This is a genomic window from Streptomyces sp. MspMP-M5, from assembly GCF_000373585.1.
GTDB lineage: Bacteria > Actinomycetota > Actinomycetes > Streptomycetales > Streptomycetaceae > Streptomyces.
Genome location: NZ_KB891878.1, coordinates 59,848 through 83,409 on the forward strand (window position 1 = coordinate 59,848; position 23,562 = coordinate 83,409).

Here is a 23,562-nt window from a genome sequence, read left to right on the forward strand (position 1 = left end):
TGACCGGGCGCTATGGGGTGCCACCGCGGCCGGCCGCCGCGCCTCGGGACACGAGTGGGATCTCGGGCCATTCGACGGGCGTGGCGGGTCGGCCTGCCTGGACGGCCCAGGCATGGCCGGTGCGCTCGTCGGCGAGGACGGTCTCGATGGCGGCGGCGACCTCGTCGGGAGCGGCGAGCAGCAGCCCGTGGGAGAGCAGGGCGGTGCGCCTGGAGGTGAAGGCGGGGGTGTCCACCAGTCCGGGACAGACCACGTTGAGGCGGATGCGGTCGCGTCGCAGCAGCGGCGCGGCCGAGCGGACCAGCCCGACCAGGGCGTGTTTGGCGGTGGCGTAGAAGACGTCGGGCGAGCCGGTCAGCCCCGCGAGGCTGCCGGTGACGACCAGGTGCCCGCCGCCCTGCCGGCGCAGCCTGGGCAGAGCGGCGTGCAGGCCGTACGCGACGCCGTCCAGATCGGTGCGCAGGGTGTCCCGGTAGCGCTGCGGTGTGAAGTCGTCCAGTCCGCAGCGGCCCGGGATCGCGGCGTTGAGCACGACCGCGTCCAGTCGGCCGAACTCCTCGACGGTGCGCGCCACCGCGCGCTCGTTGTCGTCGGCCGAGGCGACGTCGGTGCGGACGAAGAGCCCACCGCACTCCTCGGCGACGGCCGTGGCACCGCGGGTGTCGACGTCCGCGACGGCCACCCGCCGCCCGTGACCGGCCAGCCGTCGGGCGGTGGCGGCCCCGATACCCGAGGCGCCACCGGTGATCAGCACGACCTCGCCGCCGAACTGACGTCCCGTCATGCCGACGACCCCGTGGTGGCGGCCAGCGGTGTGACCTCCAGGCCGCGGCTGCGCAGCCCGTTGCGGCGCAGATACGCGCGCCCGAAGAACCGCTGAAAGGCCAGGATCGCCAGCACCGTCACGCCCAGCACTACATCGTCGAGAACCGGCACCAGGTCCACCGGCAGACTCATCGCCATCACGACCCGCGCCGCGCTGTCGACCAGACAGGCAGCACCCCAGAACGCGCTGCAGATCCATAGCATCCTGCGGAACGCCGGATGGCGCTCCCAGTTGGCCGCCAGCGTCCGTTGCCTGTCCTCGTCCACGACGATCCTGGTCGCCTCGTAGAGGAACGGCCTCCGGAACGGCAAGGTGCACAGCATCCACACGCCGATCGCGGCCATGCCCCAGCCGTTGCGGATCAGCAGCAGCCGCGGGCTGCCGGTGACGAACGACATCGCGACGGTCAGCCCCATCGTGCCGAGCATGAAGAGCTGCAACCCGCCGATCCGGCGTTCGGCGACGAGGCCGCGGACGGCACCGGCCACCGGGATCAAGGCACCTGCCAGCAGCGCGAGGAACTGGTTCGCTCCCAGCCAGCGCAGACCGTAGAAGAGCGCGAGCGGAACGACCACATGGACCAGCAGTACCCGACGTAAGCCGGCACCGCTGCCGGCGGTCTGTGACCTGTCTGAACTCGCTGACCTGTCTGAACTCACTGACCTGTCTGAACTCTGCGATCCGTCTGAACCGACTGTCACCGCACAACCTTCCTGAGTGTGTTGGCCGTTGGGGGATGTCCGACGGATGAGGGGCTCGGGGCTCGGGGCTCTGCGTTCGGGACTCATCCGGAGGACCGGGTGGCCAGCGTGAACGCGGTGGCCACCTCGCGGGCATAGGCGTCGAAGTCCAGGCCCGGCTCGCCGCGCAGCCGTTGGGCGGCGGCGTCGACGGCACCGCGGATCATCACGGCCATGGAGCGGACGTCGAAGTCCCGGAACTCCCCGCTGCGTTGCCCTGCCGACAGCAACTCCTCCAGCCCCCGCACGCTCGGTTCCTGGGTGCTCTGCGACGTGTACGGCTGTCCGCCGGTGTCCCGCACATGCGGTCCGATCTCGGTGAGCGCCGCCATCTCCTGCGGATGTTCGCGCAGGAACTGCAGGTTGGCCGCCACGTAGGCACGCAGTCGGCCGGCCATCGTCTCCTCGGCCGCCATGCGGGCACCGATGAACTCCGCCCCGGCCGTGAACACCTCCCGCACGATCTGGTGCATCAGATCGTCCTTGTCGGCGAAGTGGTACGAGATCATGCGCGGGCTGCTCAGCCCGGCCCGCTCGGTAATCCTGGCGAACGACGCCTTGGCGTAGCCGAGTTCGGCGATCGTCTCGATCGCCGCCGCCACGATCTGGGCCCTGCGCGCCGCATTGGTGAACGTCCGCTCCGTCTGCATCGTGATCCTCACCCCCCGGAAGAGATTTTATCTATGCAGATAAATATCACCTCGACCGAATCAATTCCACCCACCGGCTCCGGTCTCCAGCCGCCGCGCTCCTACCGGCCGTAAATCACTCCCCGGCCCCGGGCAACGGCTATATCGACGCCCTCCTCACCGAGGGCACCCGCGTGCTCGCCGCAGTGGACGTGTCCCGCATACGGGCCTCCACCGACCTCGGCAACGTCCCCATGGCGAACGCCTTCCAACGCGCCGGATACGTCAACTTCCAACGCGAGATCAACATGACCTGGGACTGACACCTGTCGGTGCCTGTGCTGGTGCCTTGCCATGCCTGGCGCGCCCCTCGTGTGTTAAGAAAGCGTCAAGAGGAAGTCAAGAGGGACACACCGAGGAGTGGGGAAGCGTGACGGGGCGGGAGCTGCCCGAGGAATTCGTGGCCGGGTATGCGGGGGTCCTCGCAGATGTCGCGCACACCGGGCGGCGACTCAGTCGTGCGGAGCTCCGGGCCCGGCGCGACGCGGGGGAACGGGCCGCCGAGGCGGGGCACAGTCTGCGGGCCCTGGTCAACGCGCATCTCACGGTCACCCGGGAGTCCTGGCCGCGGTCCGCCTCGGCGCCGGCCGACAGTGTGCTGGCGGCGCTGTCCCAGGCGGTGGACGCGCTGGCCGGCGGCTACGAACGGGCCCAGCACCTCGCGGTGCGGCAGGAGGAGGCCGCGCGCCGGGAGTTCATCGACGACTTGCTGTACGGGGGCAGTGACCTGGGCCGGCTGGCGGAGCGGGCGGAACGCTTCGGGCTGCGGCTGTCCCATGCGTACGCGGTCGCGGTGGCCGAGGGGCCGGTGGCGTACGCGGAGGCCGATCCGGTGGCCCGGCGGGTGCAGCAGGCGCTGGTGGGGCGGTTCGGGGACCGGCAGATGCTGCTGACCACGAAGGAGGGCCGGCTGATCTGCATCGCCCCGGGCGGTCCGGCGGAGGTGCTGGCGTACTTCGCGCGGGAGGCGCACACCGCGACCGGCGGCCGGGTGGCGGTGGGCCGGACGCACGGTGGGGCCGGGGGCATCGTCCAGTCCTACGAGGAGGCGCTGAACGCGTTGGAGCTGGCCGAGCGGATGGGGCTGGCCGGGCCCGTGCTGCACGCCGCCGACCTGCTGGTCTATCCCGTGCTGACCCGGGACCGGCAGGCGATGGCCGATCTGGTGCGCAGCACGCTGGGGCCGCTGCGGGAGGCCCGGGGCGGGGCCGGACCGCTGCTGGAGACGCTGGCGGTGTACTTCGACGCGGGCTGTGTGGCGGCGGAGGCGGCCCGGCGGCTGTCGCTGAGCGTCCGGGCGCTGACCTACCGGCTGGCGCGGGTGCACCAGCTCACCGGCGCCGATCCGGCCGATCCGGTGCACCGGTACACGCTGCACACCGCCGTGATCGGCGCCCGGCTGCTGGACTGGCCCGCACAGGAGTTGTGACCCGCACAGGAGTTGTGACCGGCACAGGAGTTGTGACCCGCACAGGAGTTGTGACCCGCACAGGAGTTGTGACCCGCACAGGAGTGGTGAGCGGCAGGCGGCTGAAGGAGCGGTGGGCCGCCGAGGTCAGTGGAGGAGGCCGAGGACGAGGAGGGCCACGCCGGCCAGGGCGGCGAGGCCGGGGAGCGCGCCGTCCCGGTGCGGGCGGGCCTGACCGACCACCTCGCAGCGGTAGCGGAAGTGGCCCGGGCCGGCGGCCGCCGCGGCCGCCTCGTGCAGCGCCCGGAGTTCCTGGACGGGGAGGGTTTCGGTGCGTTCCATCGCGCGGGCCCGGGCGTGGGCCGCACGCGCCAGGAACGCACAGCACGCCGCCACGACCAGACCGGCCGAACCTATCCAGATCACCACATCACGCTCCACGCTCCGTCCGGTTCCTCCCTCGACCGCGCGACCCTACCCGGGACGTCCGGTGGCGGGGCACCGCGGGGTGGCGTGCGCGGAGCGGCCCGGACAGGGCCGCGCCCGGCCGGGCCGCCGCGGTGCGCGGTGGTCCGGCCGGGCGCGGTGGGCGCGGGACCAGGGTGGTTCGGCCGGTTCAGGCCGTGCCCTGCTCCTTGCGGCGCCGGAGGGCGAAGAAGGTGCCGGTGGCGCCGGCCGCGACGGCGGCCGCCGCGATGCCGACGGGCAGGACGGGGAAGCCCGAGCCGTCGTCGACGGCGGCGGTGTTCTCCATCGCGGGGCCCGGGGTGATGCTGGTCCGGACCGGCGCGACCGGGCGGATCGGGCCGACGGACTTGACCGAGCCGTCGGCGTTCAGCAGCACCTGCTTGTTGTTGGGGTGCCGGAAGTCGAACATCCCGCGCAGCGAGCCGGCCCGGGCGTCGAAGGAGGCGTCACCGATCCGGCCGAGGTGCCAGTTGTCCTCGACGAACTTGATCACCGAGGTCTGCTCGGTGGCGGTGTGGTCGATGTGGTTGGTCCTGCTGTACGGGGAGATGACCAGCAGCGGCTGACGGGTGCCCGGACCGCAGCGGTCCTGGTAGCCGCCGGCGGCCGCGGGGCCGGACTGGCAGGCGGGGCCGTCGGTGGACTTGCCGTCGGAGCCGGCGGCGGTGTCCTTGGAGCCGTTGCGCGGCTTGGCGTAGGCGTGGTCGTACCAGCCGTCGGAGTCGTCGTAAGCGACGACGACGGCGGTGTCCTTCCACTGGGGCGCCTGCTGGATGCGGTTGATCTGCTCGACGAGGAAGTGCTGTTCGTCGATCGGGTCGGAGTTGCCGGCGTGGCCGTCCTGGTAGGCGGGGGCCTTCAGGAAGCTGACGGCGGGCAGCTTGCCGGCGCGCAGTGCGGCGTCGAAGTCGGTCAGGTCGTAGTTGTGGTTGGCCTGGCCGGCGTGGCCGATCTCGTCGACGCTCTTGGGCGGCAGGTGGTGCGGGTTGGCCGTGGACTTGTAGTACTGGAACGGGGCGTGGTGCGGGTTGTAGTCGACGACCGACGCGCCGCCGACGTTGGCGTGCGTGGTGCCGCGGCACTGGGCGTAGTGGCCCTGCTTCCCGTCCCAGGCGGTGCTCGGCCGGAAGCCGCCCTGGAACCAGCCCCAGCTGACGTTGCGGGTGTTGAGCAGGTCGCCGATGTTGCGGCCCTGCATCGCGGCGAGCGCGCTCTTGCCGCTGTGGTCCTTGTTGGAGCAGTCGTCGTACGCCGGGTCCGGGTCGCTGATCATCGTGCCGACGCCCTTGGCGTCGGGCGACTGGACGACGGAGGTGTCCGGCTTGTCGGTCTGCTTGGGGTTCTCGGTGCCCGAGGCGGGGTCGGTGGAGATCACGCCGTGGGTCTGGCCGGAGGCCAGGTTGATCGCGCCCGGGCTGGAGGGGCCGTACACCGAGCCGAAGGAGCGGTCGTTGAGGGCGTAGTGCTGGGCGTAGTTCCACAGGCCGGTGACGGTGTTGCCGTCGTAGTAGTCCATCACCAGGCCGGGCTCGCCGAAGAGGCCGCCGGAGCACTTGCCGGAGTCGGTGTTCTGGACGAACTTGTCGGCCTTGCCGGCGTTGTAGGCGTACTGCTCGGGGCCGTACTCGTGGTTCTGGTCGCAGGTCATGGCCTGCTGCGGGGTGAGCCGCTTGGGGAGGTACTGGTTCGGGTTGTGCTTGAGCAACCCGGCCGTGCGCAGGTTGTCGATGTCGCGCGGGGTCTTCGGGGACGGGGTGAACTTCGTCCCGTCGGTGTTCGCGGCCTTGGGGTAGGTGGCGAAGTAGTGGTCGAACGAGATGTTCTCGTCGAAGATGACGACCACGTGCTTGACCGGGGTGGCCGTGCCCGAGTGGCCGGCCTGCGGCCCGCCGGCGGCCAGAGCGGGTGCGCCGCCGCCCAGTGCGGCAAGCGCAACGGCTCCGGTGACGGCCCCCAAGGTCCGTATCACGTGGGTCTTTCCCCTGTTGGCCATCTGGTTCTCATCCTCCGGGCGGGTCGGTTGCTCCGTACGGCCGGATGCTCTGCCGGACGGACGGCGGCGGGGCAGAGCCATGATGGCGCGTAGGTGAACACCGGGTCAGGTATCCCAGGGCAAAGCTTGACCGCCTGTTGACTCTTGGGGCCGACGGCGGCCTGGTGTCCTTCCGTTGTACGCGAGGAGCCGGTGGCCTGTCAGGCGGCGGGGCCGCTCTACCGCGCCAGGAGGGCCCGGCCGTACCAGTCGGAGCGGTCCCGTACGCCCGGCAGCGCGAAGAAGTAGCCGCCGCCGAAGGGTTTGACGTAGTCGGTCAGCGGCTCGCCCGCCAGCCGGCGCTGGACGGTCTCGAACTGCCGGGCCAGGTCCTGCTGGTAGCAGCAGAAGAGCAGGCCCATGTCGAGGTTGCCGTTGGCGTCCATACCGCGGTCGTAGTTGTAGGCGCGGCGCAGCAGGCGCTGGTCGGCGGTGTCCGGGGTGCGCGGATTGGCCTTGCGGATGTGGCTGTCCAGGGGGATGACATCGCCCTTGGGGTCGTCGGGGTAGACGGGGGTGTCGTGCTCGTCGTTGCCGTCGAGCGGGGCGCCGGTCTCCCGGGCGCGGCCGAACATCCGCTCCTGCTCGGTCAGTGAGACCCGGTCCCAGAACTCCACCAGCATCCGGATCAGCCGGACGACCTGGTAGCTGCCGCCGACCGCCCAGTCCGGTTCGCCCGCGCCCCTGCCGACCCAGACCAGGTCCCGCATCTCGCGGGCCGAGCCGGGGTCGGGGTTGGCGGTGCCGTCCTTGAAGCCGAAGAGGTTGCGGGGGGTGCCGGTGGGGCGCGGCGGGCTGGCGAAGCCGTCCAGCCGCCAGCGGACCTGCAACCCGCCGCGGGTGTGGCGGGTGAGGTCGCGCAGCGCGTGCAGCACGGTGTCGGTGTCGTCGGCGCAGAGTTGGAGGCTCAGGTCACCGTGGCACCAGTCGGCCTGGAGGTCGTCGTCGGGGAAGGCGGGCATGGTGGTCAGGCGGCGGGGCGCGCGGGCGCGCAGCCCGAACCGGTCGTCGAAGAGCGCCGCGCCGACGCCGACGGTGACCGACAGGGCGCCGGGCGGGAGTTGGGGGCCGAGGATGCCGGAGTCGGCGGGCGGGCCGGTGATGCCGAGCGGGTCGGGGACGCCGCCGCCGGTGAGGAAGCGGGCCCGTTCGGTGAGGGTGCGCAGCAGGTCGGCGAGGTCCTGGCGGCCCTCGGCGGTGATGTCGCACGCGACGAACGCGGTGACCCGGCGGGGCGCGGTGAGGACGGCGGCCTGGTGCGGGCCGTGGAAGGGCACCGCGGGCGCGGGGGCGTCGAGCGGGCCGGTGCCGGGCGCCGGGGGTTGCCGGCCGGTGCCGTCGGCGTAGGGGGTCCGGAGGGGGGCGGCTCCGCCGGCCACCAGTCCGCCGGCGCCGGCCAGTGCCGCGCCGCGCAGGAAACCGCGCCGGGCGACGCCGCTCCGCCGGGTGCCCTCGGCGCCCGCACCGCCGCTGCCCCTTCCCCTGCCGCTGCCCTTGCCGCTGCCGCCGTGCATGGCGTCGTTCACACCGTCCTCCGCGGATCGCACAGGGTGGCCACCGAGGCCAGCCGCTCCACCAGGTCGCCCACCGCCGCGTCGGTCCGCTCCCGTTCGGTGCGGCTCAGGGCGTCGAGCGGGGTCCAGCGGCCGTTCCGCCGGAAGCCGTCGAGGAGTGTCCCGGTACGATCCAACGCGCTGTCGAGCCGCGGGAGTTCGGGGTAGCGGGTGGCGAGCAGGGGGCGCAGGCGGGCGAGTACCGCGCGGGTGCCGTCGAGGTTGGCGCGGGCGGTGGCGAGGTTGCTGCCGCTGCCGTAGTCGGTGCGGCCGGTCAGCTCGAACTGCGCGGTGTTCTCCAGGATCTCGTGCGCCCGCAGGCCGAGCGCCGCCGGGTCCATCCGGGCCTGGGCCCATGCGTCGCGCAGGGCGTGCACCGCCGCGGCGAGCGCGCCGGCCGGGGCGCGCAGCGCGGCCGCGGACTCGTCGTGCCACAGGCCGTACTCGACGCGGTGGAAACCGGTGAACCCGGGGTCGTGGACGCCGCCCGCGAGCCCGGCCGTGGTCCCGTTGATCTTCTGGTCCGCGTCGCCGAACTCGCCGTAGGCGGCGCCCAGTCGCTCGTAGGTCAGATGGGCGGGCAGCCAGGCGTCGCGGGCGGCGGAGAGGTCGCCGTCGGCGATGTCCGCGCGCAGGGCGTCGGTCCGGCGGACGAGGTCGTCGAGGCCGCCGGCGACCCACTTCTGGTAGTCGATCGCCGGGCCGATCAGGTCGTGCTGGGTGATCGGCGCGGCGGCCGGTCCGCCGCGGCCGCCGCCGGCGATGCGGACGGTGGGCCCGGTGGTCGCGTCGGCGTCGTCGGGCAGGCAGGTGAAGGCGTACGCGCCGGGGCCGAGGCGGACCCGCAACTGGCGGGTGGTGCCGGGGCCGATGCCCTCCACCTCACCGTAGACCGGTCCGCCGCCGGCGCCGCGGAGAGAGACCTCGGCGGGGCCGCTGGAGCTGTTGCGGAGGTCGAAGACCTGGAGGCCGGCGCGCGGGTGCTGCCAGCCGCGGCCGCAGGCACCCGGGGAGATCTCGACGGTGGTGTGCGGGAGGCCGTCCGCGGTGGCGTCGGAATCGGGTCCGGCGCCGGCGGTCAGCGCGACCGCGGCGACGGCTCCGGCCGCGAACACGGCGCCGCCGGGACCCCAGACGCGCGGCGACCGCAGCCTTTGCAGGCCGGCTCGTGGCACGGGTCCTCCTGGGGCGCATGGAACGGTGGTGGCAGGCGGGAAGGACCCGCGGCCCCTCCCGCCGCACATGCTAGGCAGACCCCGCGCCCCCGAACATCCTTCCGGCGGCCTGGATACCAAGAGTTTCCCGTGCCTTCACCGTCCCGTCGGGCGGCGGCCGCGGCCGGCCCGGCCACCCTCCGAGATCCGCGACCGGGAGGGGTGAACCTCCGGCCCGCAATGACCGTCTACAGTCCTGTAGACATTCGTGGGTTCACCACGTGGGTCACCTGGGCAACGAGCGAGCGCCATCGTGCGCCGGAAGGGCGGAACATGTCGATCGGACAGCCGGACAGCACGGCGGTGGCGGCACCCCGGGCCCGGGAGCGGCATCCCGGCGCCGCTCCGGCCCGGAGCAAGGTGCCCCAGGTCACGGCGCTGTTCTGGGTGGTGAAGATCCTCACCACCGGCATGGGCGAGACCGCCTCGGACTACCTGGGCCGGACGCTGGGGCCGATACCCGCGGGCGCCCTGGGATTCGCCGGGTTCGCGATCCTGCTGACGGCACAGTTCCGTTCGCCCCGCTACCGGGCCGGGATCTACTGGTCGGCGATCGTCATGGTGAGCGTCTTCGGGACGATGGCCGCCGACGTCGTCCACGTCATCGTCGGGGTCCCCTACGTGGTCTCCACCGTCGCCTTCGCAGTGGCACTGGCCGCCGTCCTGATCGCCTGGTACGTCTCCGAGGGCACGCTCTCCCTGCACACCGTCCGCACCCGCCGCCGGGAGACCTTCTACTGGGCCACGGTGCTCACCACCTTCGCCCTGGGCACCGCGGCCGGCGACCTCACCGCGGGCACCCTGCGCCTGGGGTATCTGACCTCGGGCCTCGTCTTCGGCGCGCTCATCCTGGTGCCCCCGCTCGCGGGGCGGTTCCTCGGGCTCAACGCGGTCGCCGCGTTCTGGGGCGCCTACATCCTGACCCGGCCGCTCGGGGCCTCGTTCGCCGACTGGATGGGCGTCCCGGCCACCCGCGGCGGCCTCGACTGGGGCACCGGCCCGGTCACCCTCGCGCTGACCGTGCCCATCGCCCTGCTCATCGGCTACCTCGCGACGACCGGCAAGGACACCCCCGGGGACGACCCGACCGACGGCTGACGGTGCGCGGCTAACGGATCGCGACCAGTACGCAGCTGTCGCCGAACTGCCACACCGGGACGACCTGCGCGAAGCCGGTGGTGTGCAGCAGGGCGGTGTGGTCGGCGACGGACAGGCCGTTGTCCGCGCAGACGGCGGGGCCGCCGAGCCGGCGGCTGCGCTCGGCGAGCGGCTCGGCCAGCTCCGGCTCCGACGCCACCGCCGCCCACCAGGACTCCCAGTCCTCGTGGTCGCCGTCCCGCTGCCGCTCGGCGCGCCGGCGCCCGACATGGGCGGCGAGCGCGCCGGGGAAGGCCCCGGGCTGCGGGAGGTGGTCGCCGTTGACGAGCACGCCGCCGGGCCGCAGCAGCGCGGCGAGTTGGGCGTAGGTGCGCCGCAGCACCGACTCGGGGAGGCAGTGCAGCGCGGTGGTGGAGACCGCGGCGTCGAGCGGGCGGCCCAGCGCCAGCGCCTCGGTCCAGCCGTCCGCGCCGATCGTCGCGTCCACATAGCGGGCGGCCGACGCATGGTGGGTGCGGGCCAGTTCGAGCAGCAGCGGGTCCATGTCCACCCCGATGACCTCGGCGCGCGGCAGCCGGTCCGCGAGCCGGGCGGCGAGCGAGCCCGGGCCGCAGCCGAGATCGACCACCAGCGGCCGCCGCTGACCGGCCGTCACATACTCGACGACATCGGCGATCACCGTGAACCGCTCCTCGCGGTCGACGGCATAGCGCCGCTGCTGCCGCTCCCAGCGCTCCACCCACCACTCCGCGACGGCCATGCTGAGCCCCATCTGGTCGCACCACCCCTGCCGTTTCCGTCTGTGCCGCACGTCGCCCACGAGGCTACAGGTGGAAACGGTTTCCATTACCCATAGGGCCCTCCTTTCACTCCGGAGGGGCACGACCCGGCAGGGAACGAGCACACCGCGGCACGGAACGGACGCGGAACGGCACTCATGTCAGGGAAGCGAGCACGGCAAGCAACCGATCGATCTCCTCGGGGGTGTTGTAGACGTGCAGACTGACCCGCACCGAACTGCTCCGCTCCCCCGCACCCGCCTGGCAGTGGCCGTCCGTGCGCACCATGAAGCCGTGACTGAACAGGATGAAGCCGAGGTCGCTCGCGCCGATGCCGCGGTGGCGGAAGGTGACGATCCCGCAGCGCTGCTGGACCCGCGCGTCGAGGGCCAGGCTGCGCTGGCAGCCCAGGATCTCGTAGGCGTCGAGCCGGCGCAGCCCGTCCGACAGGCGGGCGGCCAGCGCGACCGTCCAGCGGCCGATCCGCTCGGTGCCGGCGGCCTCCAGCCAGTCCAGCGCGGCCGAAAGGCTGGCGATCCCGGTGGTGTTGGGGCTGCCCCGCCAGCCGCCGGGCCGCAGCTCCGGGCCGCGCGCCTGGCGGGCCCAGACCGCCCCGGAGCCGGGCAGCGCCAGCGCCTTGTGGCCGGAGAACGCCACGAAGTCCACGTCGAGTTCGGCGACCGAGACCGGCAGATGGCCCACGCTCTGCGCGGCGTCCAGGCAGATCGGCACGTCGGGCCCCACCGCCTGTCGGACGAGGTGGACGTTCATGTTGCCGCCGTAGACGTGGTGGACGTGGGTGGCGGCCACGAACCGGGTGCGCGGGCCGACGAGCCGGGCCAGTGCCGCGGTGTCGTAGTCGCCGGACGAGTCCTGGTACGGCATCTCGCGCACCCGGATACGCACGCCCTGCCGCTCCAGCAGCCGCTGCGCCTCCAGCCACGGGGCCAGATTGGCCTCGTGGTCGGCGAACGGGACCACGATCTCGTCCCCGTCGGTGAGGAGTTCCGGCAGCCAGTCCCGGGCGACCAGCCGCAGGCCCTCGGTCGTCCCGCTGGTGAAGTGGACCGCCGAGCGCTCCGGCTCCGGGTCGTCGAGGAAGGTCCTGATCCGGTCGCGGACACCGGCCACCAGGGCGGTGGAGGCGTTGGCCCAGGGGTAGGAGCCGCGGCCGGCGTTGGCGTGCGCGGTGGTCAACTGGTCCTGGACGGCGTCCAGTACGGCCCGCGGCTTCTGTCCGGTGGCGGCGCTGTCCAGATACGCCAGCTCCGGGTTGGCCGTGACGATCGGGAACTGGGCGCGCAGTGCGCGCTGCCACGGCCCCAGCTCCGCGAAGAGCGCGGCGGCCTGGCCGGGCGCGGTGATCGGGGCCATCGCGGTCAGTCCCGGACCAGCGGCGCGCCGGCGTCCCGCCAGGCGATGACGCCCCCGCTGAGGCTGCGGACCTCGGGATGGCCCATCCGGGTCAGCAGCGCGGCGTAGCGGGCGGACTGCTCGCCCACGGGACAGACCAGCAGCACCGGCTGCCGGGTGCTGAACGGCAGCCCGCCCCGGACCAGTTCGTCGAAGAGCTGGTCCACGATGTTGATCGCCCCCTCGATGTGCAGCGCGGCGTACGCGAACGGGCTGCGCAGGTCGACCACGAGCGGCCGGTCCCGCTCGATCCACTTCCGGGCGTCCGGGACGTCGACGGCGGGGGCGGCGGCGACCTCGGCGTCCGTCAGGTCGGCGGGGTCGTTCCGGCGGGGCGGCTGACGGAACAGGTCGGGGCGGCGGCGCTTGGTGTAGCTGAGATAGCTCTCGATCCGGTCGCAGACGATGAACACCGCCGACCTGCGGGGCCCGGCGTCCCCGGTCTCCCCGTCACTCTCGACGGACTGACTGTACGTCAACTCCTCATCTATGGACCGAAGATGGCGCACCGTGCCGTAGTAGGCGGCGCCTCCGGTCGGTCCGGCCAGGATGCCGCAGCGCCGGGCCAGGGTCAGCATGCCCTCGATGGCCTCGTCGGAGCCGACCGACTCCACCGTGTCGTAGGTCGCCGGGTCGAAGAGGCCGACCTCGTGGACCTCGTCCAGGGTGCGGATGCCGGGGATGAAGTCGGACTTGGCGGCGACCAGTCCGACCACCCGCACCCGGGGGTCGTGCTCGCGCAGCACCCGGGCCACGCCGGTGGACGAACCGGCCGTGCCGACACAGGCGACGAACCAGTCGGGGGCCCGCCCGTCCAGGTCCTTGACGATCTCCGGACCGGTGCCGGTGGCGTGCGCCTCGGTGTTGCGGGGGTTGAAGTACTGGTCGGTGTGGAGGTAGCTGCTGCCCGGCTCGGACAGCTCGCGGTGGAAGAGGGTGAGCGGGTCCTCGGTGTTGGTCGGGTCCAGGCACTCGCTCTGGCCGGGGAGTTCCTCGATGTCGGCGCCCAGCAGCAGGAGCAGGTCCTTGATCTCGGGGATGCGCATCCGGTTCGTCACACTCTTGAACGGGAGCCCGTGCATGCCCGCGATGACCGCCAGTGCCTTGGCGGTGTTGCCGCTGGAGAGTTCCACGACCTGGCTGCCGTGCTCGGCGGCGGCCGCCAGGCCCGGCCGGGCCATGTTCCAGGCGGCCCGGTCCTTCACCGACCCGAAGGGGTTGAGCAGTTCCAGCTTGGCGTACAGGTCGATGTGGCGCAGACCGTGCACCGCCGGATCGATCCGTACCAGCGGGGTGTTCCCGATGGCCTCGGTGATGCTCTCGTACCTCATGGCTCTCCCCCTGGACGTGTGATCGGCCAGTACTGCTCGTCGAGGCACCAGCGCCAGGAACCGTCCTCCTGCCAGGCGGCGACCTTGCGCGCGACGGGCTGGTGCTGCGCGCGGCTGGTCTGGAAGTCCATGCAGTAGCCGGCGGTGTTGACGAACGCCAGCAGCTCACCGGGGCGGGGCAGCCGGGGCAGGAAGACCATCCGACGGGTGATCAGATCCGCCTCCAGGCAGAGGCTGCCCGCGAGGTAGACGCCCGCCGCCGGGCCGTCGCCCGGGACCGCGCGGGTGCCGTCCCGCCCGAGCAGGACCGGGTCCATCAGCACCCCGTGCTCCTCCAGCCCCGCGTCGTCGGCCTTCATCGCCAGCCGCACCAGCGGCTCCCCGCTGTCGGTGCGGCGCACCTCCAGCACCCGGGCGAGCACCAGGCCGCACTGGTCGACCAGCGCCCGGCCCGGCTCGGTGTAGAGGTCGTAGAGGTTCTCCAGCAGGAGGGTCGCCAGGGTGCGGCCGCCGAACGAGGGGGCGGGCAGCGCCAGCAGTTCGTCGAGGTAGCGGGCGCCGGCGACCGGGCGGTGGGCGGGGTAGAGGCCGAGCGCACCGCGCAGGGTGCCGGCGTCGTTGCGGAGCCCGTAGCCGTGGCCGCGCCAGGTGAGCGGGGGGCGGCGGCCGAGCACGGCGGCGGCCAGTTCGGAGGTGTAGTGCTCCCATTCCTCCGCGTGGGCGAGGTAGTTGACGCCGAAGCCGCCGCCGATGTCCACCGCCCGCGGCCGCAGGCCCCGGCTGCGGCAGGCGTCCATGGCCCGGACGCAGCCCTCCAGGGCGCGGGCCTTCTCCTCGGGGCTGGTGGTGTCGAGGTGGTAGCCGACGCCGGTCAGCTCCAGGACGTCGGCGTGCCGCTCGACGGTCTTCAGCAGGGCGTCCAGCTCCCCGGCCGGGGTGCCGAAGCGGCTGGGCCGGGTCAGCACCCTGACCCCCGGCCCGTCGAAGGCGGACAGCCGCAGCAACACGCGTATGCGGGCGAGTCGGTGGGCGCGGATCAGGGCCGCCAGTTCGTCGAGTTCGGCGGCGGAGTCGGCGTTGACGGTGGCCCCGACCCGGGCGGCGAGCCACAGGAACTCGCGGCTCTTCGGGCCGGTCGCCATGATCCGGTCCGGGGTGAAGCCGGCGCCGAGGGCGTGTTGCAGTTCGCCCAGGGAGGCGACGTCGACGGCCGTCTCCGTCGCCGCGAGCCGCCGTAGCAGGGCGCTGGAGCGGTTGGCCTTGTGGGCGAAGAAGACCCGGCCGCCGAGCCGGTGGGTGCCGTACGCGGCGCGGAACCGCGCGGCGTTCTCGGCGATCTGGTCGGGCAGCAGCACGTTCAGCGGCGAGCCCAGGGCGTCGACGAGCGACGGGAGGAGGGCTCCCGTGCCCAGCAGCGACGCGAGCCGCGCGTCCAGGCGCGGTGCCAGGGACAGCGGCTCCGGAGACGATGGCACAGCAGCCGCCAAGAGACCCCCTTCGACGTGAGTGCGAACGCGACCCGCACGGTTCGCCGTTAACCACTTCCCGCTCCCGGCGGCCTTTACGCGCGCCCGCCGCCGGCGGTGCGTCAGAGGCGCACCAGGGCGTCCGGGACGAGGGAGTCCCGGGTCGGGTAGCCGTCGACGGCCATCAGCAGGTCGGCCTCGGCCAGCAGCGAGCGCAGTACGTGCGCCACGCCGTCGGTGCCGCCGAGCGCCAGCCCGTAGGCGTAGGGGCGGCCGACGCCGACCGCGGTGGCGCCGAGGGCGAGCGCCTTGACCACGTCGGTGCCGGTGCGCACCCCGGAGTCGAAGAGCACCGGCAGGCCGTCGGCGGCGGACACCACGCCGGGCAGCGCGTCGAGCGCGGGCAGGCCGCCGTTGGCCTGCCGGCCGCCGTGGTTGGAGCAGTAGACGCCGTCCACGCCGCCGTCCCGGGCCCGGCGGACGTCCTCGGGGTGGCAGAGGCCCTTGAGGAGCAGCGGCAGCTCGGTCAGCGACCGCAGCCAGGGCAGGTCGTCCCAGGTCAGCGGGTTGTCGAAGACACTGGCGTAGAGGGCGACGGCGGCGGCCGGGTCCTCCTCCGGCGGCTTGCGGAGCCGGGAGCGGAAGACCGGGTCGGAGGTGTAGTTGGCCAGGCAGTGGCCGTGCAGCTGGGGGGAGTTGGCCAGGGCGAGGTCGCGGGGGCGCCAGCCGAGGGTCCAGGTGTCCAGGGTGACGACGATGCCCTGGAAGCCGGCCGCCTCGGCGCGGCGGACCAGGCTCTCGGCGAGTTCCCGGTCGGTCGGGGTGTAGAGCTGGAAGTAGCCGGGGGTGTCGCCGAGTTCGGCGGCGACCGCCTCCAGCGGGTCGGCGGAGAAGGTCGAGGCGATCATCGGGACGCCGGTGCGGGCCGCGGCCCGCGCGGCGGCCAGATCGCCGTGTCCGTCCCGGGTGCACAGGCCGAGCACCCCGACCGGCGCCATCATCAGCGGCGACGGCAGTGTCCGGCCGAACATCTGGACCGACAGGTCCCGTTGGGCGGCGCCGACCATCATCCGCGGCATCAGCCCCCAGCGTGCGAAGGCGGCGGCGTTGGCCCGCTGGGTGTGCTCGTCCCCCGCGCCGCCGGCGACGTACGACCAGACGGTCGCCGGGAGGACCGCTTCGGCGCGCGCCTCCAGGTCGGCGAAGGTCACCGGCAGCTCGGGCAGTTCACCGCGCAGGCCGCCGGCGTAGATGTGCTGCTGGAAGTCGCCGAAGTGCTGGGGCGTGGACGGCATCGGCTGCGTCTCCGTTCTTGTCGCTGGTCCGCGCGTGCGCACGGCTCCTCGGGCCCGCGGAGTCAGGGCGCGTCTGGTGGATCTCCGCGGGTTCCCAAGGATTCCTATCGCGTTCCGGCGCCGGGCGACATGGGCGGACGCGCCAAGATGCGGCCGGCCACCGGCCGGACCGGGCAGCGGGGGTTCCGGGCGACCGCTCCCGCTACGCGGCGTTTGCGACCCTCCGTCAGGGTCGTTTTGGAGTCGGGCCGATTTACTCCATACGATCCGGCGATGATCACCACGACGATCACCAGACGGATCACCAGAAAAAGGCTGGCGGCCGGGGTGTGCGGGCTGCTCGCCGCGATGGCGATGGCGCTGTCACCCACGCCGGCGTCGGCCGGCGAACCCACCGCACCGGCCGCCCCCAAGGTGGAGCTGACCCTCGACGTCAGCGGTTCGATGCGGGCCCGGGACATCGACGGGCAGAGCCGGATGGCCGCGGCGAAGCAGGCGTTCAACGAGGTGCTGGACGCCGTGCCGAAGGACGTCCAGCTCGGCATACGGACGCTCGGCGCCACCTACCCCGGCAACGACCGCAAGGTCGGCTGCACGGACACCAAGCTGCTCTACCCGGTCGGGCCGCTCGACCGGACCGAGGCCAAGACCGCGGTGGCCACGCTCGTGCCCACCGGCTGGACGCCGATCGGCCCGGCGCTGCAGGCCGCCGCCCAGGACCTCAAGGGCGGCGACGGACAGCGCCGGATCGTCCTGATCACCGACGGTGAGGACACCTGCCAGCCGCTGGACCCCTGCCAGGTCGCCCGGGACATCGCCGCCCAGGGCATCCACCTCACCGTGGACACCCTCGGCCTGCTCCCGGACGCCAAGACCCGCCGCCAGCTGAGCTGCATCGCCGAGGCCACCGGCGGCACGTACACCTCGGTGCAGCACACCGCCCAACTGCGGGACCGGGTACACCAGTTGGTGAACCGCACGGCACGGAAGACGGCCACTCCGGTGGCGACGCAGGGCGCCGCGCAGTGCGCCACCGCGCCGGTGCTCAAGCCGGGTCTCTACAGCGACCGGGAGAAGTTCGCCGAGCACCGCTGGTACCGGGTCGACGTCAAGCCGGGCCAGGAGCTGCGCGCCGCGGTGAGCATCGGCGCGGACCGCGCGGTCGACAACGACTACGGGGTGCTGCTGCGAGCCTCGACCGTGCACGGCCGGGAGATCGTCCGCGGCGCGGAGGCCGGTGACGGACGAACCGACGTCATCTCCACCGGGCTGCGCTACGCCAAGGCCAAGGGCGGTGCCTCGGACGAGGCGCCCGAGACGGTCTGCCTCCAGGTCAGCAACTCCTTCTCGGCGGTCCCCTCGGTCAAGACCGAGCCCGGCCTGCCGGTGGAGCTGGCCGTCGACGTCGTCGACGGTCCGCACGACGCCTCCGACGTGGCCTCCTTCGGCCTCGGCCGGGGCTGGTGGCTGCTGGGCGCTCTGGTGCTCGCCGGCCTGCTGGGCGGCCTGGTGTGGGGCTGGATCTCCCGTTGGCGCATCACCGTCTGGAGGACCAACTGATGTGGAACGTACGCGACATGACGGCCCGGGCGGCGCGGGCGGCGGGGCTGCTGGCGAGCGCGGCGGCGCTGGCGTTCGCCGGCGGTGTGGCGGGGGCCGGCGCGGCCGTCGCCGACAGCCCGAGCCCCAGCGCCAGTACCGGTGACGGGGACACCGCCAAGGGCCCGACGGAGGCCGGTACGTCCTTCCGTACCGCCACCCCGATCGCCCTGGACCAGCGGGCCACCGCCGGCGCCTCCACCGGCGACTACCTGTACTGGGTGCTGCCGGCCGACGCCGGACAGCAGGTCACCGTCAACGCCAAGGTGACGCTGCCGCAGTCCGCGCGGCACGGCACCGCCACCTGGCAGCTGGACGTCTACGACGGGCTGCGGCGCCGGCAGGCGTGCCGCTACGGCGCGACGACCAGGACGGCCGCGCAGGACGCCGGGTCGGTCGAACTGTCCTGTGCGCTGCGCACCGTGCGCGGCTGGGCCGAGCAGTGGTCGAACGACCCGCTGCCGGGCAACTACTACGTCCGGCTGACCGTCGTCGACCTGCCGCAGGAGGACCTGGGCCAGCCCGTCCAGGCGGAGGTCAAGGCGTCCGCGACCGACGCGGGCGGGGCCCGGGCGGTGGACGGCAGGCTGTCGGCTCCGCTGGTGGCCGGCGCGGGTACGGCCTCGCCCGCGCCGCGGCCGAGCAGCTCGGCGGAGCAGCCGGCCGCGGACGGCGCGCCGGACGGCGGCTGGTCCTCGGGCTGGTGGTCGGACCGCTGGGTGTGGACCGCGGTGGGCGGTGTACTGGCGGCGCTGGCGGGCATCGGCGGCTACCGCATGACGCGCGGATCGGGCCGGCCGGCGCATCTGCCGCGCGCCTGAACGGGTCGGCGGCCGGGCGGTCGCGGTGGGGCTTCCCCGCCCCACCGGGGCCGCCCGGCCGCCGGAACCCGACCTTCCGGAACCTGCCGGGCCCAACCGGCAACCTCACCGCGCGAATTGCCCTCACTCCGGACGACAGGCAAACCGTCCGCGCACCCCGAACGGGCGCGCACCACACACGTGGAGAGAACCACAGTGAAGCCCAACCGTCCCGTCCGCCGGGTCGCCGGCACCGCCGCCACGGCCCTGCTGCTCGCCGCCGGCGCCGTCGGGGCCCTGGCCTCCCCGGCCTTCGCCAAGGCCAACTCGGTGGCCGTCGGCAAGGTCGCGCTCGGCGCCGGGCGCCCCGCGGCCGTCACCGCCGAGATCGCCTACTCCTGCGACCCGGGGTCGACCGTGCACCTGGCCGCGACCGCCACCAGTCGGCCCGCCAAGGGCCACCGCCCGGCCGTGGCCACCGGCACCGTCGCCAACAAGAAGCTGGTGTGCGACGCGGACGTCCACCGGGTGCGCCTGGTCCTGCACCCGAAGCGCGGTTCCGCGTTCGACAAGAAGGACCGGGTGACCGTCGCGGCGGCCGTCGTCACCCCGCGCGGTGCCCACTACGCCGACGCCCGCCGTACCGTCACGCTCTGAGCCGGGGCGGCGGCCCTGCGGGCGCACGGGCCGCCGCAGGTGTAAAGAGGAGGTATGCGCGTCCGGCGCGGTCCCTCCCGCAGTGGCCGGCCCTGGCGGCTGAGCCGCGGGCTGATCGCCGTTCCGCTCGCGCTGATCGCGGCGGTCACCGCGCTGGACATCAACTCGCCCACCACCATCCACCTGGGCCCGTTCCTGGTGGCCGCCCCGGCGCTCACCGCCTCGTTCGCCGGGGCCCGCCTCACGGCGGCGGTCGGCGCCCTGGCGGTGGCCGCCCAGGTCCTCATCGGCCATCTGCACGGCGGGCTGACGACCCCGAACCACGAGGCGCAGATCGCCGCGCTGTTCGTGCTCTCCGTGCTGGTCACGGTCTTCCGCTACGCCCGGGACCGGCACCAGCGGCAGCTGAGTCAGGTGCGGTCGGTGGCGGTGGCGGCGCAGCAGGTGCTGCTGTGGCCGCTGCCGCGCCGGATCGGGCGGCTGCGGATCGAGTCGGCGTACATCTCGGCGGAGGCGGAGGCCGAGATCGGCGGCGACCTGTACGGGGCGGTGCCGCTGCCCGGCGGGGTCCGGCTGGTGATCGGGGACGTCCGCGGCAAGGGCCTGGCCGCGATCGGGGAGGCGGCGGCGCTGGTCGGGGCGTTCCGGGGCTCGGCTTACCAGCACCTGCCGCTGCCGGCGGCCGTCGCGCACCTGGGCAACTCGGTGTACTGGAACCAGGCGCACGCCCCCGAGGAGGACCCGGAGTCCTTCATCACCGCCCTCGTCATGGACGTCCACGACACCGGCCCGAACATCGAGCTGGTCAACTGCGGGCACCCGCCGCCGCTGCTGCTGCGCGAGGGGCGGGTCCGGTCGCTGGAGGTCGCCGAGCCGGCGGTGCCGCTCGGGCTGACCGCCCCGGCGGAGGGCGACTACAAGGTCGAGACCTTCGCCTTCGCCCCGGGCGAGGTGCTGCTGCTCTACACCGACGGCGTGATCGAGACCCGGGACCGCTCGGGGACGTTCTATCCGCTGACCGACCGGCTGACGCACTGGAACGAGCCGGACCCGGCCGCGCTGGTCCGGCGCCTGCACGACGATCTGCTGCGGTTCGCAGACGGCAACCTGGGCGACGACGTCGCGATGATCGCGATCACCCGGCCGCCGGAGCCCGGCCCGGACGCCCCGGCCCCGTAGCGCTCCCGTGACGGGGTGGCGCTGCCGGCTCAGCGGCGGCGGATGCGCGCCGCCAGCACCGCCACATCGTCCTCGGCCGGCCGTCCGCCCAGGTGCCGCAGCACCTCGTCGAGGGCCTCGGCCACACCGGCGCCGGCCGGCAGCCGCATCCAGGCGAGCCGGGCCAGGGAGGCGTCGATGTCCTCGCCGCGCCGCTCGACCAGGCCGTCGGTGAACATCAGCAGGGTGTCGTCGGGGGTGAGGGTGCGGGTGACCGGTTCGTAGCCGCCGGCGCCGGTGCCCAGCGGGGGTCCGGCGGTCACCGGCAGCAGCCGGGCGGTGCCGTCGGCGCCGAAGACCACCGGCGGGAGGTGGCCGGCGCTGGCGAACGAGGCGATCCCGCGGGCCGGGTCGATCTGGGCCAGCAGGCAGGTCGCCGGACGGCGCCGGTCGTCGCGGGCCACCACGGTGTCGAGCTGGCGCAGCACCCGGTGGGGCGGCAGCTCCGCGGCGGCGACATAGCGCAGACCGGAGCGGTAGGCGTTCATCTCGACCGCCGCCTCCAGGCCGTGACCCATCACATCGCCCATGACCAGCAGCGTCCGCCCGAAGTGCAGCCGTACCGACTCGCACCAGTCGCCGCCGACCAGGGCGCCGCTCTCGGCCGGCAGGTAGCGGGTGGCGAGCTCCAGGTTGGGGTGCGGCCGGCCGGGCTCGGCGAGGAGGGCGCGCTGGAGGTCCAGAGCGGTGCGCCGGGCGGCGGCGTGCCGGCGGGCGTGGGCGAGGTGGACGGCCGCCAGCCGCGCCGCGTGGTGGAGGGTGGCGGTCTCGTGCGCGGTGAAGCCGCCGCCGGCGCGGGCCGCGCGCAGGACGCCGTGCAGCCGGCCGTGCGCCAGCAGCGGGATCGACACCGGGGCCGAGGCGGTGGCGCCGCGCGGTTCCAGGAGGCGAGTGCGGCCCTCCGCGGCGACCCGCCGGAGTGCGCCGGGGTAGGCCCCCGTGCCGTCGGGGTCCGCGTCGGCCCCGCCCGGCGCCGCGTCGACGGCCTCGTGCGGCAGGAGTTCCACCGCGGCCGCGTCGCACAGCGCACCGCAGACGAAGCGGGCGAGTTCGGCACAGGTGGTGTGGGCGTCCAGGGTGGTGCCGATCCGCTCGGCGGCGTCCTCGGCGGCGCGCAGCCGCCGCGCACGCTCGGCGTGGCCGGTGCTGATCGCGCTCATGGGCCCACTTCCGGAACTGCTGCTGATGGGGAGAGCCGACGCGGTGGGTGGTGGGGGCTCCCCCATATGTCGATCCCGTATGTCGATCAAACACGCCGCGGAAGCCCGCGGTCCTTACCGGTGGGCGGAGAGCGGATGAATTCCGGGTGGACGGGCGTTCGCCGGCATACGCGGCGGGGTCACCGGACGGCCGGTGCCGGGGCAGCGGTCCGCGGGGCGGGCGAGAGATAGGCCCGGTAGCCGCGGAAGGTGCCGGTGCCGGCCAGGGCCACGGGCCGCCAGCCGCGGGCGAGGGCCGGCGGGGCGGCGGACGGCGGGACGAGCACCGCCACCGGGCGCCGGCCGACCTCGGCGCGCAGCTGCGCCGGGGTGGCGGCGGCATCGGGGCCGGCGGTCTGCCGGGAGAAGCAGCCCGCGTAGTAGGCGAGTTGGACGGCGTGGCCGCCGGTGAGCACGCAGGGGGGCCGCACGCCGAGCGCGTGCAGGGCGCCGGCGGCGGCCGTGAAGTCCCGGCGCATATGGCGGTTGCGGGCGGTGTCCCCGGTCAGCACCGCGCACTGGACGGCGAGGTGGGCGGCGAGTGCCGCGGCGAGCAGGGCGGTGGTGCGCGGGCGCGGCCGGCCCCGGGGAGCGGCCGTCCGGCACAGGCCGTCGGCCACGGGGAGGGCCAGCAGCGCGTAGGCGGGGAGCAGGAAGCGGGGCGCGGCGTAGTCGATGAGGAAGAGGTACGGCGCCGCGGTCGCCACCGCGACGGCGGCCGGCAGCAGCGCGGTGGCCGGGCGTCCGGCGCGGACCGCGGCCCGGACGCCGAGGGCGGTCAGCAGCGGCAGCGCGAGGAACCACGCGGCGGTGACGGGATGGGTCCAGGGCACGTCGCAGGGCCGGCACAGCCCGCGTCCGTCCAGGCTGCGGATCTGGTCGTCCAGGGCCGGGTGCCAGCCGATGCCGCCCTGGATCTCGGCGGCCCGGTGCAGCCGCGCGGACAGTCCCCCGTAGCGGGTGTACGCCTCGACGATCCAGTCCGCGGCGCCGAGCAGGAACCCGCCGGCCATCAGCGGGACCAGGGCGGGTCGCCGCCACCGGGGCACCAGCAGGGCCGCGGTGGCCGGCACCAGCACCAGCCACCCGGCGTCCGGCGGGCGCATCAGCGCCACCACGGCGACGGCCGTCGGCAGCCCGGCGAGTGCCCGGCGGTCCGCGCGGTCCCGGACGGCGCGCAGGAAGCAGCCGGTGGCGGCGAGCGCCCCGTAGGCGGCCCAGAGGTTGGGCATCGCCTGGGAGCCGTAGTAGAGGGTGATCCACAAGGTGGCGAAGAGGGCGCCGGCCAGGGCCAGCACCCGGGTGGGGAGGAGGGGGCGCCAGACCCGCAGCGCAACCCAGAGGCCGGCGCCGGAGAGGACCGCGAGGGCGATCCGCAGGGCGGTGGTGGAGGAAGTCAGGGCGGTGACGGGGGCGATGAGGTAGGTGATGCCGCGGGCCCGGGGCGCGCTGAAGAAGGCGGCCGGCACGTCGCGGGCGACCTGGCTGACGTAGACGGTCTCGTCCCATCCGAGGCCCGTGCCGGGGACGACCAGGAGCAGTTGGAGGAGGGTGAACGCCCCGCCGGTGGCGGCCAGCCAGGGCAGCGGGCGCACGGCCCGGCGCCTCCCGGTGGGCGGGCGGAGGCGGGCGGGGGCGGTTGCCGGGGCCGTCCGCACCGCCCGGCTGTCCGGCAGGGACCGGCTCTCTTCCATGAGCAGACCTCGCGGGGTGGAGTGGGCGCCCGTGGGGGTCGGGGCCGCGTCGGGACCCGGCGCCCATCATGCGGGCCGCGGGT

The 23,562-nt window shown here is 74.0% G+C and carries 20 protein-coding genes and 1 pseudogene; 7 read left to right on the forward strand and 14 right to left on the reverse strand.

Annotated features, from left to right (window positions below; genetic code table 11):
- Positions 1 to 10: 10 nt before the first annotated feature.
- From B073_RS0108480 to B073_RS0108490, 3 genes are all read right to left on the reverse strand, one after another.
- Positions 11 to 784, reverse strand: coding sequence for an SDR family NAD(P)-dependent oxidoreductase (locus B073_RS0108480; RefSeq protein WP_018537656.1), 774 nt, complete (start codon positions 782 to 784; stop codon positions 11 to 13).
- Positions 781 to 1,401, reverse strand: a complete 621-nt coding sequence (locus tag B073_RS0108485) for a VC0807 family protein (protein WP_018537657.1) — start codon at positions 1,399 to 1,401, stop codon at positions 781 to 783. The genes B073_RS0108480 and B073_RS0108485 overlap by 4 nt, the downstream gene beginning before the upstream one ends.
- A gap of 209 nt (positions 1,402 to 1,610) precedes the next feature.
- Positions 1,611 to 2,228, reverse strand: coding sequence for a TetR/AcrR family transcriptional regulator (locus tag B073_RS0108490; RefSeq protein WP_234025024.1), 618 nt, complete (start codon positions 2,226 to 2,228; stop codon positions 1,611 to 1,613).
- Positions 2,229 to 2,347: 119 nt separating this feature from the next.
- Between B073_RS0108490 and B073_RS43710 the strand changes: the two are divergent.
- Positions 2,348 to 2,518: pseudogene (locus tag B073_RS43710) on the forward strand (GNAT family N-acetyltransferase); the annotation flags it as partial.
- 107 nt (positions 2,519 to 2,625) lie between these two features.
- The gene (locus B073_RS0108500; RefSeq protein ID WP_018537660.1) at positions 2,626 to 3,684 is read left to right on the forward strand and encodes a PucR family transcriptional regulator; all 1,059 of its coding nucleotides are present in this window, start codon (positions 2,626 to 2,628) and stop codon (positions 3,682 to 3,684) included.
- Positions 3,685 to 3,810: 126 nt separating this feature from the next.
- On the opposite strand, the gene B073_RS0108505 is transcribed toward B073_RS0108500, so the two are convergent.
- The 4 genes from B073_RS0108505 to B073_RS0108520 all read right to left on the reverse strand — a co-directional run bounded on the left by B073_RS0108505 (position 3,811) and on the right by B073_RS0108520 (position 8,891).
- Positions 3,811 to 4,092, reverse strand: coding sequence for a hypothetical protein (locus B073_RS0108505; protein WP_199788117.1), 282 nt, complete (start codon positions 4,090 to 4,092; stop codon positions 3,811 to 3,813).
- Between the two features lie 187 nt (positions 4,093 to 4,279).
- Positions 4,280 to 6,124, reverse strand: a complete 1,845-nt coding sequence (locus tag B073_RS0108510; RefSeq protein ID WP_018537662.1) for a phospholipase C — start codon at positions 6,122 to 6,124, stop codon at positions 4,280 to 4,282.
- 218 nt (positions 6,125 to 6,342) lie between these two features.
- Positions 6,343 to 7,689, reverse strand: coding sequence for an iron uptake transporter deferrochelatase/peroxidase subunit (gene efeB / locus B073_RS0108515; protein WP_018537663.1), 1,347 nt, complete (start codon positions 7,687 to 7,689; stop codon positions 6,343 to 6,345).
- Positions 7,686 to 8,891 (reverse strand): EfeM/EfeO family lipoprotein, encoded by a 1,206-nt coding sequence (locus B073_RS0108520; RefSeq protein WP_018537664.1) that lies wholly within the window; start codon positions 8,889 to 8,891, stop codon positions 7,686 to 7,688. The genes efeB and B073_RS0108520 overlap by 4 nt, the downstream gene beginning before the upstream one ends.
- A 312-nt stretch (positions 8,892 to 9,203) precedes the next feature.
- On the opposite strand from B073_RS0108520, the gene B073_RS0108525 reads away from it, so the two are divergent.
- Positions 9,204 to 10,028, forward strand: coding sequence for a hypothetical protein (locus B073_RS0108525; RefSeq protein ID WP_018537665.1), 825 nt, complete (start codon positions 9,204 to 9,206; stop codon positions 10,026 to 10,028).
- Between the two features lie 10 nt (positions 10,029 to 10,038).
- On the opposite strand, the gene B073_RS0108530 is transcribed toward B073_RS0108525, so the two are convergent.
- From B073_RS0108530 to B073_RS0108550, 5 genes are all read right to left on the reverse strand, one after another.
- A complete protein-coding gene (locus B073_RS0108530) occupies positions 10,039 to 10,800 on the reverse strand; it encodes a class I SAM-dependent methyltransferase (RefSeq protein ID WP_018537666.1) in 762 nt (253 codons plus the stop codon).
- Positions 10,801 to 10,963: 163 nt separating this feature from the next.
- Positions 10,964 to 12,181 carry an aminotransferase class V-fold PLP-dependent enzyme gene (locus B073_RS0108535; RefSeq protein WP_018537667.1) on the reverse strand — a complete coding sequence of 406 codons (1,218 nt, stop codon included), beginning with the start codon at positions 12,179 to 12,181 and terminating at the stop codon, positions 10,964 to 10,966.
- A gap of 5 nt (positions 12,182 to 12,186) precedes the next feature.
- Positions 12,187 to 13,551, reverse strand: coding sequence for a pyridoxal-phosphate dependent enzyme (locus B073_RS0108540; RefSeq protein WP_018537668.1), 1,365 nt, complete (start codon positions 13,549 to 13,551; stop codon positions 12,187 to 12,189).
- Positions 13,548 to 15,026, reverse strand: a complete 1,479-nt coding sequence (locus B073_RS0108545) for a Y4yA family PLP-dependent enzyme (RefSeq protein WP_018537669.1) — start codon at positions 15,024 to 15,026, stop codon at positions 13,548 to 13,550. The genes B073_RS0108540 and B073_RS0108545 overlap by 4 nt, the downstream gene beginning before the upstream one ends.
- 113 nt (positions 15,027 to 15,139) lie before the next feature.
- On the reverse strand, positions 15,140 to 16,312 hold the full coding sequence (locus B073_RS0108550; protein WP_018537670.1) for an alpha-hydroxy-acid oxidizing protein: 1,173 nt from the start codon (positions 16,310 to 16,312) through the stop codon (positions 15,140 to 15,142).
- A 273-nt stretch (positions 16,313 to 16,585) separates the two neighbouring features.
- Here B073_RS0108550 and B073_RS0108555 point away from each other — a divergent pair, with 273 nt between their 5' ends.
- From B073_RS0108555 to B073_RS0108570, 4 genes are all read left to right on the forward strand, one after another.
- A complete protein-coding gene (locus tag B073_RS0108555; protein WP_018537671.1) occupies positions 16,586 to 17,872 on the forward strand; it encodes a VWA domain-containing protein in 1,287 nt (428 codons plus the stop codon).
- Entirely contained in the window at positions 17,872 to 18,732 is an 861-nt protein-coding gene (locus B073_RS0108560; protein WP_018537672.1) for a hypothetical protein, read from the forward strand. The genes B073_RS0108555 and B073_RS0108560 overlap by 1 nt, the downstream gene beginning before the upstream one ends.
- A gap of 195 nt (positions 18,733 to 18,927) precedes the next feature.
- Entirely contained in the window at positions 18,928 to 19,368 is a 441-nt protein-coding gene (locus B073_RS39435; RefSeq protein WP_018537673.1) for a hypothetical protein, read from the forward strand.
- A gap of 54 nt (positions 19,369 to 19,422) precedes the next feature.
- Positions 19,423 to 20,547 carry a PP2C family protein-serine/threonine phosphatase gene (locus B073_RS0108570; RefSeq protein WP_018537674.1) on the forward strand — a complete coding sequence of 375 codons (1,125 nt, stop codon included), beginning with the start codon at positions 19,423 to 19,425 and terminating at the stop codon, positions 20,545 to 20,547.
- Positions 20,548 to 20,576: 29 nt separating this feature from the next.
- On the opposite strand, the gene B073_RS0108575 is transcribed toward B073_RS0108570, so the two are convergent.
- On the reverse strand, positions 20,577 to 21,746 hold the full coding sequence (locus B073_RS0108575; protein WP_018537675.1) for a PP2C family protein-serine/threonine phosphatase: 1,170 nt from the start codon (positions 21,744 to 21,746) through the stop codon (positions 20,577 to 20,579).
- Between the two features lie 179 nt (positions 21,747 to 21,925).
- Positions 21,926 to 23,479 (reverse strand): hypothetical protein, encoded by a 1,554-nt coding sequence (locus tag B073_RS0108580; protein WP_018537676.1) that lies wholly within the window; start codon positions 23,477 to 23,479, stop codon positions 21,926 to 21,928.
- Between the last annotated feature and the right edge of the window lie 83 nt (positions 23,480 to 23,562).